Below are 15,675 nucleotides of genomic sequence, written 5' to 3' on the forward strand. Positions count from 1 at the left end.
TGGGTAATAAGCCATTTATACGTCACGGTTAGCTGCCACTTCTGTATTGACTAACTCACCAATAACGCCTATATTGTACGAATAATAAATGGAAGGAGTTGTATTATTTAAAGAAAAACTGCATTCCAGTCTAATTTGCTGCCATAACTAAATACTGGGGGAGAACAATGAGGCGCAAACGAACCAATTCTCGCTTGTTCTATCAATTTCTACTGTCGCATGTACTGATTTTTGCCATACCGTTCATTATACTTAGCGGTGTCGTGTATTATAATGCGGTCGTACGGTTCAAAAGTGAAATTGAGGCATCCAATGTATACAAGCTGAACCAGGTCAAGAATACATTCGACTTATTGGCACGCGGTCTGGACAACACCGCTTCAAGGATTTCGATTGATTCCGAACTAACCCCATTCGTAGTGAAGAGCGGGAAATACAAAGAAATTGAAGTTGTGGATGAGCTGGGCAAATATAAGGCAAATAACACGATTGTCGATGAAGTCGCGCTTTATTTCCATGGGGATGAGCGGCTGTATACTTCGTCCGGAATCAACTCGTTCGATACATTCGCGAAACGGGTGTACGGATTTAGTGACCTGGACGGGATCCGGCTGGACGAGGAAATGAGCCGTCTTCAGATCCCTGAAATCCGTCGTACCCAAACTACTGTTTCGGGCAGCAGCCAGAAGCAAAACGTGCTGATGTATATGTTCCCGATTCCACGCAATAGCCAATCGCCTTACGGCACGGTTAGCTTCTTCATTCGTGAATCGATGCTGACCGAACTGGTGGGTCCTATTTTAGGAGACTTTTATGGTAGCGTTTACATTTTGGATTCCAAGGACAACATTCTGGCTTCAAGGAGCCGCGAGAATGACCTGACGGAACAGGCTGCCAAACAGTTACTTGTCTCCAAGACCCAGGATGGCATTCACGATGCCAAGCTAGGCGACGAACATTATTCTCTAATGCAGGCTAAATCAAATTTGACGGGTTGGTCTTATGTCATCGTTATGCCAACCGATCAGTTTTTGGGAAGGGTACTGGAAATGCGGACCTTTGTATTACTCATTTGTGCTGCAGTTGTGGCCTTCGGGATTCTGATCGCTGTACTGCTTTCGACTAGGCAATACCGTCCGATCCGGAACATCGCAGACTATGTACGGACTTTACAGGTATGGACGCATGGAAACGATGACAGCCTCCATAATGAACTCGACTTGATACGCGATTCCGTTCAGGCGACGCGCGATCTGATGAAGAGAATCGATGAACAGCGTCCGATTGTGCGGGAGCAGTTTTTCGTCCGACTGATATTAGGTTCGATCAAGGATGAGGAGGAGACAACAGCTTTTTTGTCCAGGGAAAATTTGGCGCTTCCCGGAGAGAACTGCTTTGTGACCGTTATCCCCATGGACGGGAGTGAGTACATATCCACGCAGAACCGGGAAGAGCTGCTGCGGCTGCTGTCCGAGATATCCATGACAGATGCGGTTGGGTATGGAGTAGAACTCATACCAGATCAGTCCATCGCCATCCTGATTAGCACGGGCTGCAACGAATCATGTCTGCGCCAAGTCCAAGAGGAAATTGCAGACGAAATTGCTCGGCTGTTCGAGCATTGCTGCGGATTTCGGCCAACGGTCGGTATGGGCAGCCCAGTATCCGGGCTGATTCATGTGAATCGGTCTTACATTGAAGCTACTGCAGCTATGGAGCAAAGCGGTCGAATTCGCAAAGGGGAGATCGTATATTTCGCTGATATGTCAGAGTGGCAGGAAGGCAGTGAATGGTACCCGATCGAAGAGCAAATCCGCCTTGTGCAAAGCATGAAGCAGGGCAATGATACAGCGGCCAAAACCGCTCTGGCTAACATCATGCATGATTTAGAAGGAAAAGAAGTATCCTTGTTTTACTTCCGCTGCATGAGTTTTGATCTGATCAACACGTTTCTCAGAACGATGAATGAAATGAAACTGGGTATTCCGCAAGAGTATCGCAGCCATTTGGCGGAATTCACGACCTTGAAACAACTGGATGCGGGGATGACCGGACTCATCGACCTCATATGCGATTATGTGCAGGCCAATAAAGAAAGCAAGAACACCGCTATGGGAACAGAGATTTTCCAATATATTGAGCAGCACTACCAGGAATATGACCTGAGTTTGGAGAAAATCGCCGATCACTTCCAGATGTCCATATCCTATTTCAGCCGTTACATGAAGGACCAGACGGGATATACGTTTACCGAATATGTTACCCCTCTTCGCATGGAGGAGGTCAAACGGCTGTTAAAGAACAGCGACCTGACGATTAAAGATATTGTTGCCAGTGTTGGCTATTCGGACGTCTCCAATTTCATGCGCAAATTTAAAAATACAGAAGGTATTACGCTTGGACAGTACCGGAAACTGTATTCGTGAGTACAAAGCTATAAATCTTCGTATAGCCTTTCGATAAAACGCGTGCTTCTACTCGAAATCTTCGATTCGAGAGAACGCGCTTTTTTTGTCCATTAGGCTTGGGTCGGGCAGAAGATAAGCCTTGATCAAGAAGGATGTACAGAATTGTAAAGAATCGACAATCCAGAGCAAGAACGACAAATTTACATGGATCCGCCTTGTCGCGGCAGGGAATGTAAAGAGTAACAACCACAGAACAATTTCTACAGATTTACGATTACATATTCGAACAGGTAGCATGGGATTTATTAACTGCGGTTCGCCAGTTCAATTTTGAGAAAGGGGTTGGTTGGGTTATGACAGCCAAGACACTGCATGCTACCAAAAGGGTGGGGCGCGGGCTCAGGAAAAACGGATGGAAGTCGGTTCTCAAAAATTGGGAATTGTATTTATTCGTTCTGCCCACGATGGCCTATTTCATTGTATTTCATTATTTCCCGCTGTATGGCCTGCAGATTGCTTTCAGGGATTATGCCCCCAGTTCGGGGATATGGAACAGCCCTTGGGTGGGTCTGGAGCATTTAAGGCGCTTTTTCGATTCTTATTATTTTTGGGATCTGATCCGGAACACGGTTGGCATCAGCTTGTATGAAATGATCGTCGGGTTTCCGATCCCGATCCTGATCGCGTTAGCGCTCAATGAGCTGAAGAACGGGGCATTCAAGAAGTGGGTGCAGACCGTAACGTATGCACCTCACTTTATATCCGTAGTTGTCATGAGTGGCATGATTATCGCCTTTCTGTCTCCGGGAACCGGTTTAGTCAATTTAGCCATCAAGGCTTTGGGTGGAGAACCTGTACAATTTCTGGGCGAACCGGGCTGGTTCAAATCTGTGTTCGTACTCTCCGGTGTATGGCAAAGTATGGGCTGGGGGACGATTATTTACCTGGCGGCGCTGGCTGGAGTCGATCCCCAGCAGCATGAGGCGGCGATGATCGACGGAGCCACCCGGATGAAGCGCATATGGCATATCAATCTTCCGAGCATCCTGCCTACGATGGTGATCTTGCTCATTCTGAACGTAGGGAGTTTTATGTCCGTCGGGTTTGAAAAAGTATTCCTGCTGCAAAATCCACTGAATCTGGAGTCGTCAGACGTTATCTCCACATACGTATACCGAAGCGGGCTTGTGCAAGGCCAGTTCAGCTTCTCGGCTGCGATTGGCTTGTTTAACTCGGTCATTAATTTCATACTGCTGCTTACCGTTAACCGGATCGCCAAGAGGGTAAACGAGACAAGTCTATGGTAGAGGAGGGTGGAAGACAACCATGAATAGGAAACTCAGATCGGACAGAGTGTTCGAAATCATCAATTTCATATTTTTGTTCTTCATCCTGATCATCGTTTTATACCCGCTCGTATACGTAATCAGCGCCTCGATCAGTGATCCTGTCTATGTGAATCAGGGGACGATGTGGCTTTATCCCAGAGGCATTACGTTTGAAGGGTATCAGCGCGTGTTTCAAAATCCGGAGATTTGGTCCGGTTACTTGAACACGATTTTGTATACGGTTGCAGGAACAGCCATCAACCTGTTGTTTACGATTCCAGGGGCCTATGCGCTCTCCCGCAAAGATTTGAAAGGCCGCGGGATCATGATGGGTTTGATCGTATTCACGATGTTTTTCGGAGGCGGGCTGATTCCATCTTTCCTGCTCGTCAGCTGGCTTGGAATGCTGAACACCGTGTGGGCGCTGCTGATTCCTAATGCAGTTGCAGTTTATAACCTGATTATTTGCCGCACATTTTTTCAATCCAATATTCCGAAAGAGCTCCAGGAATCTGCCGAAATCGATGGCTGCTCCAATACCGTTCTGTTTCTGAAAATCGTGCTTCCGCTCTCTGCTCCAATCATCGCGGTCATGGCCCTTTATTATGGGGTGACCCACTGGAACAGTTACTTTAGTGCCATCATTTACTTGAAGGACCGCAGCTTGTATCCGCTTCAATTAATTTTGCGTGAAATACTCGTACAGAATCAGATGAACGATACGATGCTGATGACCGGAGATGACATGGAAGCGATGGCCAAACAAGCCCGAATTGCCGACATCATCAAGTATGCCGTCATGATCGTATCCAGCTTGCCGATTATCGTCATCTATCCGTTTATGCAGCGCTTTTTCATGAAAGGTGTGCTCATAGGCTCCGTTAAGGGTTAACGGGAAGCCCGGAATTTCACAATGATGAACCATATAAACTCATAGAGAGGGGAAACAAAATTATGAAAACATGGTTAAAAGGGAGTATCTGTATCATTTTAAGCGGCGCAATCCTGTTAGCCGGGTGCAGCTCGGGCAATAAAGCGAATCATGCTGGGAATGAGAGTGGGGGAGAACCGAAAAATTTCAATGCCAGCGGCTACCCGATTGTAGGTGACAAAATCACGTTGACGATGATGGGAGCGAAAGCGGCCATTCACGGGCCTTGGGAGGACATGGTACTTTTTAAGGAAATGGAAGAAATGACAAATATCCATTTTAATTTCAATACGCCTCCAGCAGCTAATTATCAAGAGGCTAAGAATCTTGCTTTCGCAAGCCAGCAATTGCCTGATGTATTTTTCAATGCTGGTCTTACACCTGACGATGAAGTTACATACGGCGGCCAAGGTTATCTGGTTCCGCTGGAAGAATTGATCGAGAAGTACGCGCCGAATTTCAAAAAGCTGATGAATGATAATCCGGATATCAAAAAGTCGATCACCACCGTGGACGGACATATCTACGCCCTCCCGCTCATTATCGACGAGCCGCGCGCGTTTGTTCCGAGCAGACTGTGGCTGAACGGGGACTGGATGGAGAGTTTGGGGATTACGACGGAGCCAACGACTACGGATGAATTGTATGAGCTGCTGAAGCGGTTCAAAAACGAAGACCCCAACAAGAACGGCAAAAATGACGAAATCCCGTTATCCAGCGAGAAACTGGGAGGCTTCCAAAGTGTGCTGCTGCCAGCATTCGGCCTGCTTGGCCGTGAAGTGGAGGTAAAGGACGGGAAGGTCCGCTTCAATCCGGTGCAAGATCAGTACAAGGAATATCTCGCTTACTTGAACAAACTGTTCACAGAGAAGCTGATGGATGGGGAAACCTTTGTACAGACGTCCCAGCAAATGACGGCCAAAGGCAATTCGAACCAAATCGGCGCATTCATCCATTCCTCTCCAGATCTCGTCCTGAAGGTCGACAAACCGGAAGACAATTTAAAGCACCCGATGCTTGGGACGCTGACCAGTCCGGTTAACAGCGAGAAGCTGGCGCTGAAATCATCTAAAATCCGCCGTGGCACATTCGCGATTACGAGTCAGAATAAGTATCCTGAGGCAACGATGCGGTGGGTCGATTATTTGTACTCCTCCGAAGGCAGCAAGCTCGGGATTTACGGAAACAGCATCAAATGGCTGGATGACGCCAAAACGAAGTGGGAGTTCGATTTTCCTGAAGGAATGAACAGTGAGGAATATCGGGCAAAGTTAACCCCGGACTGTGGTGGACAACTGCCATTGATCAAGGAAAGAAAATTTGACGCTATGCGTGACAACGGCAAAGGGCCGGATTACAACAAAATGGTGGACGAGAAGTTGAACCCTTATGCGGTGCCAGCATACCCGGACGTATATTTCAGCAATGAAGAGCAAAAAAGGCTGAATATCATTAAGACGGACATTAAAACCTATGTCGATCAAATGGAAGCGAAGTTTATCGTTGGTCAGGAGCCGCTCACGATGTGGGACGATTATGTGAAGATGATTAACAAGATGGGTCTGGATGAAATGCTGAAGATTTATCAGGATGCTTATGATCGCTGGAACAAGTCGGAATAATCAAGAAGCTTGCTCCAGCAGACAATTGGGAGGGTGCTTTTGACACGCGCTGTGCGCTGCTTCGTCTCGAGGTCACCCGGCAGCAATACGAGGCGGCAAGACGTGTCATTCAGCATGACCAGGATGAAGAGAATCCGATTCACTTTTTTGTGGAAAATACAGGAGGATTTTGGTTTTGTCAAACGATTATTTCCCTGAAATGAGCGGAAATCCTCCGAGAATAGACTTCCATGCGTCCAAATCATCCTCCTAGGTGGACCCCTTCGGTATATCCAGAACCATGATTCATGATTTTATTTCAGGTTAATTTATTTAGTGTCTCGGAAGTATTTCCATACCGGATTGGCTACCATAAGGCTAGTCGAGTGCGATCGGCACCCGTATTATAAAATGACTACCATTCTGGAGGGATAAACATGTTTCACTATACGGTAGAAACGGATAAGTCAGTAGACGATGCCATTGCTGCATTGGAACAAGCGTTGGCCGAAGAGAAGTTCGGTGTGCTGTGGCGATTCAGCATTCAGGACAAATTGAATGAGAAGGGCATCGAGTTTGAACAGAAGTACGAAATACTGGAGGTATGCAATCAGGTTGAGGCGAAAAAAGTGTTGAGCGAGAATGACTTGGCCGGGTATTTCCTGCCTTGTAAAATCGCCGTTTATGAGTTTGAAGAGGGAACGAAGATCGGACTCCCGAGGCCCACGGCGCTTATTGGCATGGTGGAGAATGAATTCTTTGAATCCCTGCGGGGCATTGCCCAGGATGTGGAGAAACGGCTTATCGCTAGTATCGATAACAGCAAATAAATTCTCACATGGCGTGAGTGAAAAAGGACGCCGACACGTTTGTGCTCTGAACGATCAAGTTGATTACATTCATAACATTTTACAGAAGAGGCCACCTTCTAAAGGCTCTGACAGAAGGTGAAGCCTCTTGTGCTCCTATATAAAGGGTTACAACCTGCAGGCTCACATGTTGCTCCGTTTATCAGCAGTATACGGTCATTTCCTGCGGCTTGCATTCGTTGACAGATCACGGGTCTGGTGATATCCTCCAATCAAAGACGGGGTTAATCCGGGATCAAATGAATCAATCCGTATTGTCCCCTTGGCGAGGGAGTAAGCTCTCCCAAGCGGAACGGTTACGGCTGCCATTTCTAAATACCGTAAGCCTGAAGCTCTTCGCATGAAGAGTTTTTTCTTTTATATTACAACGAAAAGAATGTGATGACAGATGTTGGTTCGATTACGAACCCAAATGAACGGTTTGCTTCAACATCATTTAACCGGGGAGTCGATGGACTACCGGCAGATTTTTGCTTTATTTTTCCCGATATTGATCGACCAGGCATTTATCATCGGTTTGAACCTGGTCAATACGGCCATGATCAGTTCGTCGGGCGTATCGGCGGTCAGCGCCGTGAACATGGTGGACTCTCTGAACATTTTCCTCATCAATGTGTTCGTGGCGGTGGCAACCGGGGGCACCGTCGTCGTGGCGCAGTATAAGGGAAGCGGCAACGCGATGATGGTATCCCGGGCTTCTGCGGCCACCGTTACATCGGTGGCCATGATCGCATTAGCGATCGCGCTGCTGATCATTGGGCTTCACCAGCCGGTGCTGAATCTGCTATTCGGCTCAGCGTCACCCGAGGTGCTGGAGAGTGCGCGAGTGTATCTGATCGGAAGCAGTACTTCCTTCATCGGAATTGCCATCGTGCAGGCCGTTTGCGGGGCGCTGAGAGGGATCGGCAAGACCCGCGCATCACTGGCGTTGTCCCTGATTATGAACCTGCTCTACGTTCTGCTGAACATCGTTTTCATCACCCTGCTGAATATGGGCGTTATGGGCATGACGCTGGCGATTAACATCGCCCGTTTTGCCGGTGCGGCCTGTGCGCTCTACTATCTGTTCAGAGTGGATGCCACACTGCATATCCGCCTGCGGGATCTGTTTCATTTTCCGATATCGATGCTGCGCAAAATTATGTTTATCGGGCTTCCGTTCGCAGCCGAGCAGATGTTTTTTAACGGGGGAAAGCTCTTGACCCAAGTGTTTATCGTCAGCCTAGGCACTTACGCCATTGCAACGAACGCGATCGGGTCTTCACTTGCGGCCGTCTTCCAAATTCCAGCCAGCGCGTTGTCCTTAACGATTGTGACCGTCGTCGGTCAATGCATTGGCCGCGGAAATATAGCGGATGCCCGGAAGTTCATCAAATCTTTTTTGTGGCTTGGCGCAATCTCGCTCGCCTTCATGGGTTTGATTTTGATGCCGCTCTACCGGCCGCTGGTCGGGCTGTTTAACCCGCCTCCGGAAATCGTGAACGATCTGTTTGTAGTGCTGTTGATTAACACCCTTGTACAGGTTCCGCTATGGTCGATAAGCTTTATTCTGCCTTCGGCGCTGCGTGCGGCGGGCGACTCGCGTTTTACCTCGATCACTTCGATGCTGACCATGTGGCTGTTCCGGGTAATTCTCGGTTATATTATGGGGATCGTTCTGGGCTGGAGCATTCTTGGCGTATGGCTAGCCATGAACTGTGAATGGGGCGTCCGGGGAGCGGTCTTCCTATGGCGCTTCCGCGGCAAGAAATGGTATGCGCACAAGCTGATTTAAGCTATTATCTATTTCATATAAAGAAGAAAAGCCCCGGAATTCCGGGGCTTTTTTGCATGTTGTATTTTTGTTGCAGGCAGCATATCCATCGCTTTCAGAACGATTTAGTTAGGAGCGATTATGATGGCTTGTAAACCGATGCATATGTTTTCCAGCCGCCGTCCAGGTTCTTCACCCGGAATCCATGCTCGGCCAAAATACGCGCCGCCAAATATCCGCGCAGCCCAACCTGGCAAGTCACGTACAGCGTTTCATTCTCCGGCAATTCCTTCAGCCGGCTGCGAAGATCGTTAAGCGGAATGTTAATGGAACCGTGGATATAACCTGCGTCCCTTTCTTTAGGTTCACGGACGTCGATCAAGGTGGCGCCGTTTTCAACGAGGTCGTCGATTTCATGCCATTGTACCGTTTCAATCAAGCCATCCAGGATGTTGGTAGCAACATATCCGGCATAGTTTACCGGGTCTTTGGCGGAGGAATAAGGGGGCGCGTAAGAGAGCTCCAGTTCCGTCAAGTCCCAAACGCTCAGATTCCCCTTGATCGCTGTAGCAATCACATCGATCCGTTTATCCACGCCATCTGCTCCAATCGCTTGCGCCCCATAGATTTGACCTGTTTCCGGGTGGAATAACAGCTTCAAGGAGATGGGATACGCCCCGGGGTAGTACCCTGCATGCGACGAGGGGTGAATATGGATAGCTTGATAAGGTGCACTTACCTGCTTGAGACGTTTTTCATTGATACCCGTAGCCGCGACCGTCAGCTCAAAGACCTTGGCAATCGACGAACCGAGCGTACCCTTGTAGCTGTTGTTTTTACCATAGATATGATCTGCAACAAGTCGGCCCTGCCGGTTGGCAGGCCCTGCGAGCGGAATAAAGGCCTGGCTCTGAAGGACGAAATCCTTCACTTCGATTGCATCGCCGATCGCATAAATGTTCGGGTCAGAGGTCTGCATAAATTCGTTAACTTGAATCCCGCCGCGATCATTGACGGGAAGTCCAGCATCTGACGCCAGCACACTCTCGGGCCGAACGCCTATCGAAAGCAAGGTCATCTCGGTTGATATACGTTTGCCGCTGGAAAGCTCAATTTGTTGGCCGCCGTCATGAAACTCTTGTACACCGTCCTCAAGAATCAAGCGGACTCCTTTTTCCTGAAGATGCGACTGGACGATCGCGGCCATTTCGTAGTCGAGCGGAGCCATTACCTGGTTCGCCCTTTCGATGACTGTCACCTGAACGCCGCGATCCGCCAGATTCTCGGCCATTTCCAGCCCGATAAACCCGCCCCCGACAATAACGGCTTCCTTCGGCTGGGCTTCATCCACGTGCTGCTTGATCCGGTCCGTATCAGGGATATTCCGCAATGTGAATACGTTACGGGCTTCGGACAAGCCCGGAATATCCGGCACCACTGGCTTCGCGCCGGGTGACAGGATCAGATAATCATAACTCTCGGTGTAGGTTTCGCCAGAATTAAGGTTTTTAATCGTAACCATGTTCTCATCACGCAATATGGACGTAACTTCGCTAAGATTCCGAATAACCAGCCCGTAGCGGCTGCTAAGGCCGGGCACGGTCTGCACCATAAGCTTATTGCGGTCCTTTATAGTTTCTCCTATATAGTAGGGGAGACCGCAATTTGCAAACGAAATATATTCCCCGCGTTCCACTACAATAATGGTAGAGCTCTCATCCAATCTCCGCAGCCTGGCAGCTGCGGAGGCCCCACCGGCCACACCGCCGACAATGATGATTTTTTTGCCCATCGTATATTCCTCCCTGAATTTGGAGCGTATTATGAATTGATTATTTTATACCCTGTGGGGTATTATAACATGTATCAGCACCGAATGGTGTGACAAATATCAGACACGACATGTGTACAGATAGGAGGGGTTCGAGATGGAGTACGATGATCAAATGAAGAATCGGGTAAAACGGATTGAAGGTCAGCTGCGCGGCATTCTGAAAATGATGGAGGAGAACAAAGATTGCAAGGAGGTCATAACCCAGCTGTCGGCCACTCGGTCGGCTATAGATCGGACGATTGGCGTTGTAGTCAGTTCCAATCTTGTCGATTGTGTACAGAAAGCCGAAGAGAGCGGGCAGGATACAGAGAAGCTGGTGATCGAAGCGGTAAATCTGCTCGTTAGAAGCAGATAATTGAAGGGATGGTTTCCTACACCCTGCTCCAGAATGGGAAAATGAACAAGATTGACATGATATTCGACATCGTTTAACATACCCCTATGGGTATACAAACAATCATCCATTAAATAGAAGGAGGAATATTATTATGAACGCGGATAAAGTATTGGATGCGAAAGGCTTGGCATGTCCCATGCCGATCGTGAAAACAAAAAAAGAAATAAAAGAGATGGAACCGGGTGAGGTCCTTGAGATTCATACGACGGATCAAGGCGCAAAGAGCGATCTGACGGCATGGGCCAAATCGACAGGCCATGAATTGCTGGACTATCAGGAGGAAGGCGACGTACAGAAATTTTGGATTAGGAAGGGATAATTTTTTTTGAATTACAATATACCCGTATGGGTATGTGTGATGAGCTGATCCAAGAAGGGAATTTCATTATTTTTTACAGGGGGAGATCTTAACGTGACGGAAACAAAAAAGACAACGATCGTATTATTCAGCGGCGATTATGACAAAGCTATGGCTGCTTATATCATCGCGAACGGTGCTGCGGCATACGACCATGAGGTGACGATATTCCATACCTTTTGGGGATTGAATGCCCTGCGCAAGGACGAAGACGTGCTGCTGCCTAAGAAGAAGAATTTCATGGAAAAAATGTTCGGGAAAATGATGCCGCGTGGGTCCAATAAGATGGGACTTTCCAAAATGAATTTTGCCGGAATGGGTCCCAAAATGATTAAGGATGTGATCAAGAAACACAATGCCGTACCGCTTCCGCAGCTGATCGAGCTGGCGAAGGAGCAGGACGTGAAACTGGTTGCTTGCACCATGACGATGGACCTTCTCGGTCTGCAAAAAGAAGAGCTGTTTGAAGATATTGAATATGCGGGGGTGGCAGGTTATTTGGGCGATGCCCAGGATGGCAATGTCAACTTGTTTATATAACGAAAACAGTGGCGACGAATGCGTGCATAAAGAGAGGGAATAAAGATGGAGCTACTCAATATCATGTTCATTGCACTTATGATTCTGTTTATCGTATGGAGAATTCTCCCGGCAAAAGGAGTCAGACAGATTACCGCGGCACAGCTGAAGCATGAGCTGAAGGACGTCAACGCAAACAAACAGTTCATCGATGTCCGGACGACGGGAGAATTCAAGGGAAATCACATTCGGGGTTTTCGCAATATTCCGTTGGACCAGCTCTTATTGAGCAGCGAGTCACTCTCAAGAGAGAAGGAAGTGGTATTGATCTGCCAAAGTGGCATGCGGAGCAACAAAGCCAGCAAAATATTAAGGAAGTCAGGCTTTCAGAAGGTGACCAATGTCAAGGGCGGCATGAGTGCCTGGTCTTAAAACTTAAAGTAAGAAGGAGTGATTATTAACATGAGAGAGATTTCTCCCAAAGAAGTAGAGCAGAAGCTGAATGATAGGATTGTCATGAATATTATCGATGTGCGAGAAACGGAAGAAGTCACAGAAGGGAAAATTCCAGGCGCCGTCAACATTCCGCTCGGTTTGATTGAATTTCGCAAGCAGGAGCTTGATCGGTCGAAAGAATATGTAATGGTATGCCGTTCCGGTGGCCGCAGCGGCCGGGCAGCGCAATATTTGGAGAGCCAAGGCTATCGAGTCGTCAACATGACGGGGGGTATGCTCGAATGGGAAGGTACAACAGAGTAATCAGGTTTCCTAGAAAAAAAATGGGTGTGTTTGGCCCCTTTTTTTGAAATGAAATATACCCGTTGGGGTATATAATGACCCGACAAACAAAACAATGGAGGTTCGATGTGATATGACGACAATGGATTCGAATGTAAAGCTGGACGCGAAAGGGCTGGCATGCCCGATGCCCATCGTCCGTACGAAAAAAGCAATGAAGGATCTTGAAGCCGGTCAAGTGCTGGAGGTTGAGGCGACCGACAAAGGGTCGAAGGCCGACATGAAGGCGTGGGCGGAAAGCACAGGACACCAATATCTCGGAACGGTTGAAGAGGGGGAGGTGCTGAAGCATTATCTGCGCAAATCTTCCGGCGAAGAAACGGCGGAACGGACCTATCCGCATGTAGCGTCTAACGTACAGCTGGAGGAAAAGCTGCGGTCCGGTGTCTCCATCGTTGTTCTGGATGTGAGGGAAGCGGCGGAGTTTGCCTTTACGCATATTCCGAATGCGGTATCCATTCCGCTTGGCGAACTGGATAAGCGTATGGGTGAGCTGAGCCGGGAAGACGAAATTTACGTTATTTGCCGTACCGGAACCCGTAGTGACATGGCTGCGCAAAAGCTTACAGCTAACGGCTTTACCGGTATTGTGAACGTTGTGCCTGGCATGAGCGATTGGCGCGGTCCGAGGGAAGGGCTTGATTCATGAACCTGAATAAATAGAAAGCCTGTCTGTAAAGAAGCATGCTGGACGATGGATTCCAAGACAATAAAAAATGAAGGTTGAAGATCTGGAAATCATGACTGAACTTACGAGGAGGAATAACAACATGACAGTAAGAGAAATGAAAGCACAAGAGGTGGCCATGAAGGCGATTCGCAAAGAGAGTCTGTTCATACTGGACGTGCGGAATGCTACGGATTTCGAGGATTGGAAGATTGAAGGCGAACGAATCCAGCATTTGAATATCCCTTACTTTGATTTAATTGACGGAGTGGAAGATATTTTGGATCGGCTCCCCAAGGGGCAAGAAGTGCTCGTCGTGTGCGCCAAGGAAGGCTCGTCGGTGATGGTGGCTGAGATGTTGGCCGAGCACGGCCGTAATGTCGCGTACTTGAAAGGCGGAATGAAAGCCTGGAGTGAACACCTTGTACCACTGAAAGTCGGCAACTTGGCAGACGGCGGCGCGCTTTATCAATTCGTTCGTTTAGGAAAAGGCTGCTTGTCTTACATGGCCGTATCCAATGGAGAAGCGGCATTGTTTGATGCAACCCGCATGACGGAGGTTTATCTTGAATTTGCTAACCGCTTGGATGCGGAAATCAAACATGTGTTGGATACCCATCTGCATGCGGACCATATATCCGGCGGTCGAACGATTGCCGAGCAGACAGGAGCCACATACTGGCTTCCGCCAAAGGATGCCAGCGAGGTTGTGTTTAAGTACGAACCGCTGAAGAACGGCGGCGAAGTGGCGATTGGGGGCAGCACAATCCGCATTGAAGCGCTCCATTCCCCGGGCCATACCATCGGGTCTACATCGTTTGTCATTGACGATCAATACCTGCTGACAGGCGATATTCTGTTTATCGATTCCATCGGCCGTCCGGACCTGGCAGGGCTTGCAGACGATTGGGTTGGCGATTTGCGAGAGACGCTATATGCCCGCTATACCCATCTCTCAGAGGATCTGGTCGTGCTGCCGGCTCATTTCATGATCATGGACGAACTGAATGAGGACGGAACGGTCGCGAAGAAACTGGGAGAACTGTACCGGGAGAACCATGGCCTGAACATAGCGGACGAAGTGGAATTTCGAACGATGGTTACGAAAAATTTACCTCCACAGCCAAACAGCTATCAGGAAATCCGTCAAACGAATATGGGGAAATTGAATCCTGACACGGAGCGTCAGCGTGAGATGGAGATTGGGCCGAACCGCTGCGCAGTGCGTTAATGATATGACCATCCGATGCTAAGCGGTGGAGCTAATCATTATAAAGTGCTCAATTTGCAGAGGTCGAAAACAAGCTTGGTGATGGATATGAACGGATTGAGATAGATAAAAAGTGAACCAAGGGAACCCGAACAGGTTCCCTTTTCTAAAGAAGTAAGGGGGCAGCACGAATGGAACTCAATATAACCTTTATCATCACGATATTTTTAATCGGATTCATTGGCTCATATATTTCAGGCATGGTTGGCATTGGCGGATCGATTATCAAATACCCGATGCTGCTGTACATTCCGCCGCTCTTCGGTCTTGCGGCTTTCACTGCACATGAAGTGTCGGGCATCAGTGCCGTACAGGTATTCTTTGCTACGATCGGCGGCGTGTGGGCGTACCGCAAAGGCGGATATCTGAATAAAACGCTCATCATCTATATGGGTTCAGCTATTCTGCTTGGCAGCTTCATCGGCGGCTTCGGCTCAAAAATGATGAGCGAAAGCGGCATAAATCTCATCTACGGAATATTGGCGCTTATCGCCGCCGTTATGATGTTCATCCCAAACAAAGGGGTGGACGATATCCCGCTGGATCAGGTCAAATTCAACAAATGGCTGGCTGCCGGGCTGGCGCTTATGGTCGGAATCGGAGCGGGTATCGTCGGAGCGGCAGGGGCTTTTCTGCTCGTTCCGATCATGCTGGTTGTGTTGAAAATTCCGACCCGGATGACCATTGCAACCTCGCTTGCGATCACCTTCATCTCATCCATCGGTTCGACGGTGGGCAAGCTGACCACTGGCCAGGTGGACTATATCCCCGCTCTTATCATGGTTGCCGCCAGTCTGATCGCTTCCCCTCTAGGTGCGGCGGCAGGCAAGAAGATGAACACAAAGGTCTTGCAGATCATATTGGCTGTCTTGATCCTGGCAACGGCCGTCAAAATTTGGCTGGACATTCTATGATATGATGGCGGGCTCCGCCAAAGCAGTA

17 protein-coding genes are annotated in these 15,675 nt (G+C 48.5%); 14 read left to right on the forward strand and 3 right to left on the reverse strand.

All coding sequences use genetic code 11. The features are described from left to right. The first annotated feature begins 167 nt into the window (after positions 1-167). The 4 genes from OHJ21_RS03920 to OHJ21_RS03935 all read left to right on the forward strand — a co-directional run bounded on the left by OHJ21_RS03920 (position 168) and on the right by OHJ21_RS03935 (position 6,289). Entirely contained in the window at positions 168-2,426 is a 2,259-nt protein-coding gene (locus OHJ21_RS03920; protein WP_486019323.1) for a helix-turn-helix domain-containing protein, read from the forward strand. A 335-nt stretch (positions 2,427-2,761) separates the two neighbouring features. Beyond that, the gene (locus OHJ21_RS03925) at positions 2,762-3,715 is read left to right on the forward strand and encodes an ABC transporter permease (protein WP_100536406.1); all 954 of its coding nucleotides are present in this window, start codon (positions 2,762-2,764) and stop codon (positions 3,713-3,715) included. A 19-nt stretch (positions 3,716-3,734) separates the two neighbouring features. After that, positions 3,735-4,628, forward strand: coding sequence for a carbohydrate ABC transporter permease (locus tag OHJ21_RS03930; protein WP_100536407.1), 894 nt, complete (start codon positions 3,735-3,737; stop codon positions 4,626-4,628). 62 nt (positions 4,629-4,690) lie between these two features. Beyond that, positions 4,691-6,289, forward strand: a complete 1,599-nt coding sequence (locus OHJ21_RS03935) for an extracellular solute-binding protein (protein ID WP_100536408.1) — start codon at positions 4,691-4,693, stop codon at positions 6,287-6,289. On the opposite strand, the gene OHJ21_RS03940 is transcribed toward OHJ21_RS03935, so the two are convergent. Continuing rightward, complete coding sequence (locus tag OHJ21_RS03940) at positions 6,262-6,471, reverse strand: hypothetical protein (RefSeq protein ID WP_486019324.1); 210 nt, start codon at positions 6,469-6,471, stop codon at positions 6,262-6,264. The two genes, OHJ21_RS03935 and OHJ21_RS03940, sit on opposite strands and share 28 nt — an antisense overlap. Positions 6,472-6,705: 234 nt before the next feature. Between OHJ21_RS03940 and OHJ21_RS03945 the strand changes: the two genes are divergently transcribed. Then, positions 6,706-7,098: a DUF302 domain-containing protein gene (locus OHJ21_RS03945; RefSeq protein ID WP_486019325.1), complete on the forward strand. Its 393-nt coding sequence runs from the start codon at positions 6,706-6,708 to the stop codon at positions 7,096-7,098. Positions 7,099-7,293: 195 nt separating this feature from the next. Here OHJ21_RS03945 and OHJ21_RS03950 read toward each other — a convergent pair whose 3' ends face one another. Continuing rightward, the gene (locus OHJ21_RS03950) at positions 7,294-7,446 is read right to left on the reverse strand and encodes a hypothetical protein (RefSeq protein WP_165789606.1); all 153 of its coding nucleotides are present in this window, start codon (positions 7,444-7,446) and stop codon (positions 7,294-7,296) included. 79 nt (positions 7,447-7,525) lie between these two features. Between OHJ21_RS03950 and OHJ21_RS03955 the strand changes: the two genes are divergently transcribed. After that, the gene (locus OHJ21_RS03955) at positions 7,526-8,911 is read left to right on the forward strand and encodes an MATE family efflux transporter (RefSeq protein WP_100536410.1); all 1,386 of its coding nucleotides are present in this window, start codon (positions 7,526-7,528) and stop codon (positions 8,909-8,911) included. 118 nt (positions 8,912-9,029) lie between these two features. Here OHJ21_RS03955 and OHJ21_RS03960 read toward each other — a convergent pair whose 3' ends face one another. Beyond that, positions 9,030-10,682 (reverse strand): CoA-disulfide reductase, encoded by a 1,653-nt coding sequence (locus OHJ21_RS03960; protein WP_486019326.1) that lies wholly within the window; start codon positions 10,680-10,682, stop codon positions 9,030-9,032. Positions 10,683-10,818: 136 nt separating this feature from the next. On the opposite strand from OHJ21_RS03960, the gene OHJ21_RS03965 reads away from it, so the two are divergent. The 8 genes from OHJ21_RS03965 (at position 10,819) to OHJ21_RS04000 (ending at position 15,647) form a co-directional block, all read left to right on the forward strand. After that, the gene (locus OHJ21_RS03965) at positions 10,819-11,079 is read left to right on the forward strand and encodes a metal-sensitive transcriptional regulator (protein ID WP_486019327.1); all 261 of its coding nucleotides are present in this window, start codon (positions 10,819-10,821) and stop codon (positions 11,077-11,079) included. A gap of 133 nt (positions 11,080-11,212) precedes the next feature. Next, positions 11,213-11,440 carry a sulfurtransferase TusA family protein gene (locus OHJ21_RS03970; protein WP_100536413.1) on the forward strand — a complete coding sequence of 76 codons (228 nt, stop codon included), beginning with the start codon at positions 11,213-11,215 and terminating at the stop codon, positions 11,438-11,440. 93 nt (positions 11,441-11,533) lie between these two features. Beyond that, positions 11,534-12,019: a DsrE/DsrF/DrsH-like family protein gene (locus OHJ21_RS03975; RefSeq protein WP_486019328.1), complete on the forward strand. Its 486-nt coding sequence runs from the start codon at positions 11,534-11,536 to the stop codon at positions 12,017-12,019. Positions 12,020-12,064: 45 nt separating this feature from the next. Then, positions 12,065-12,430 carry a rhodanese-like domain-containing protein gene (locus tag OHJ21_RS03980; RefSeq protein ID WP_486019329.1) on the forward strand — a complete coding sequence of 122 codons (366 nt, stop codon included), beginning with the start codon at positions 12,065-12,067 and terminating at the stop codon, positions 12,428-12,430. Between the two features lie 30 nt (positions 12,431-12,460). Then, positions 12,461-12,757, forward strand: a complete 297-nt coding sequence (locus OHJ21_RS03985) for a rhodanese-like domain-containing protein (protein ID WP_486019330.1) — start codon at positions 12,461-12,463, stop codon at positions 12,755-12,757. A 112-nt stretch (positions 12,758-12,869) separates the two neighbouring features. Next, positions 12,870-13,445, forward strand: a complete 576-nt coding sequence (locus OHJ21_RS03990) for a sulfurtransferase TusA family protein (protein WP_486019331.1) — start codon at positions 12,870-12,872, stop codon at positions 13,443-13,445. A gap of 121 nt (positions 13,446-13,566) precedes the next feature. Further along, the gene (locus tag OHJ21_RS03995) at positions 13,567-14,694 is read left to right on the forward strand and encodes an MBL fold metallo-hydrolase (protein WP_486019332.1); all 1,128 of its coding nucleotides are present in this window, start codon (positions 13,567-13,569) and stop codon (positions 14,692-14,694) included. A 170-nt stretch (positions 14,695-14,864) separates the two neighbouring features. Beyond that, on the forward strand, positions 14,865-15,647 hold the full coding sequence (locus OHJ21_RS04000) for a sulfite exporter TauE/SafE family protein (RefSeq protein WP_486019333.1): 783 nt from the start codon (positions 14,865-14,867) through the stop codon (positions 15,645-15,647). Positions 15,648-15,675: the final 28 nt, after the last annotated feature.

Origin of the sequence: Virgibacillus sp. LDC1 (assembly GCF_025792345.1) — a bacterium.
Lineage (GTDB): Bacteria > Bacillota > Bacilli > Paenibacillales > Paenibacillaceae > Paenibacillus_AQ > Paenibacillus_AQ lautus.

Coding starts and splice junctions, on each gene's coding strand:
- OHJ21_RS03920 (WP_486019323.1), top strand. CDS start 168: ATGAGGCGCAAACGAACCAATTCTCGCTTGTTCTATCAATTTCTACTG.
- OHJ21_RS03925 (WP_100536406.1), top strand. CDS start 2,762: ATGACAGCCAAGACACTGCATGCTACCAAAAGGGTGGGGCGCGGGCTC.
- OHJ21_RS03930 (WP_100536407.1), top strand. CDS start 3,735: ATGAATAGGAAACTCAGATCGGACAGAGTGTTCGAAATCATCAATTTC.
- OHJ21_RS03935 (WP_100536408.1), top strand. CDS start 4,691: ATGAAAACATGGTTAAAAGGGAGTATCTGTATCATTTTAAGCGGCGCA.
- OHJ21_RS03945 (WP_486019325.1), top strand. CDS start 6,706: ATGTTTCACTATACGGTAGAAACGGATAAGTCAGTAGACGATGCCATT.
- OHJ21_RS03950 (WP_165789606.1), bottom strand. CDS start 7,446: ATGGCAGCCGTAACCGTTCCGCTTGGGAGAGCTTACTCCCTCGCCAAG.
- OHJ21_RS03955 (WP_100536410.1), top strand. CDS start 7,526: ATGTTGGTTCGATTACGAACCCAAATGAACGGTTTGCTTCAACATCAT.
- OHJ21_RS03960 (WP_486019326.1), bottom strand. CDS start 10,682: ATGGGCAAAAAAATCATCATTGTCGGCGGTGTGGCCGGTGGGGCCTCC.
- OHJ21_RS03965 (WP_486019327.1), top strand. CDS start 10,819: ATGGAGTACGATGATCAAATGAAGAATCGGGTAAAACGGATTGAAGGT.
- OHJ21_RS03970 (WP_100536413.1), top strand. CDS start 11,213: ATGAACGCGGATAAAGTATTGGATGCGAAAGGCTTGGCATGTCCCATG.
- OHJ21_RS03980 (WP_486019329.1), top strand. CDS start 12,065: ATGGAGCTACTCAATATCATGTTCATTGCACTTATGATTCTGTTTATC.
- OHJ21_RS03985 (WP_486019330.1), top strand. CDS start 12,461: ATGAGAGAGATTTCTCCCAAAGAAGTAGAGCAGAAGCTGAATGATAGG.
- OHJ21_RS03990 (WP_486019331.1), top strand. CDS start 12,870: ATGACGACAATGGATTCGAATGTAAAGCTGGACGCGAAAGGGCTGGCA.
- OHJ21_RS03995 (WP_486019332.1), top strand. CDS start 13,567: ATGACAGTAAGAGAAATGAAAGCACAAGAGGTGGCCATGAAGGCGATT.
- OHJ21_RS04000 (WP_486019333.1), top strand. CDS start 14,865: ATGGAACTCAATATAACCTTTATCATCACGATATTTTTAATCGGATTC.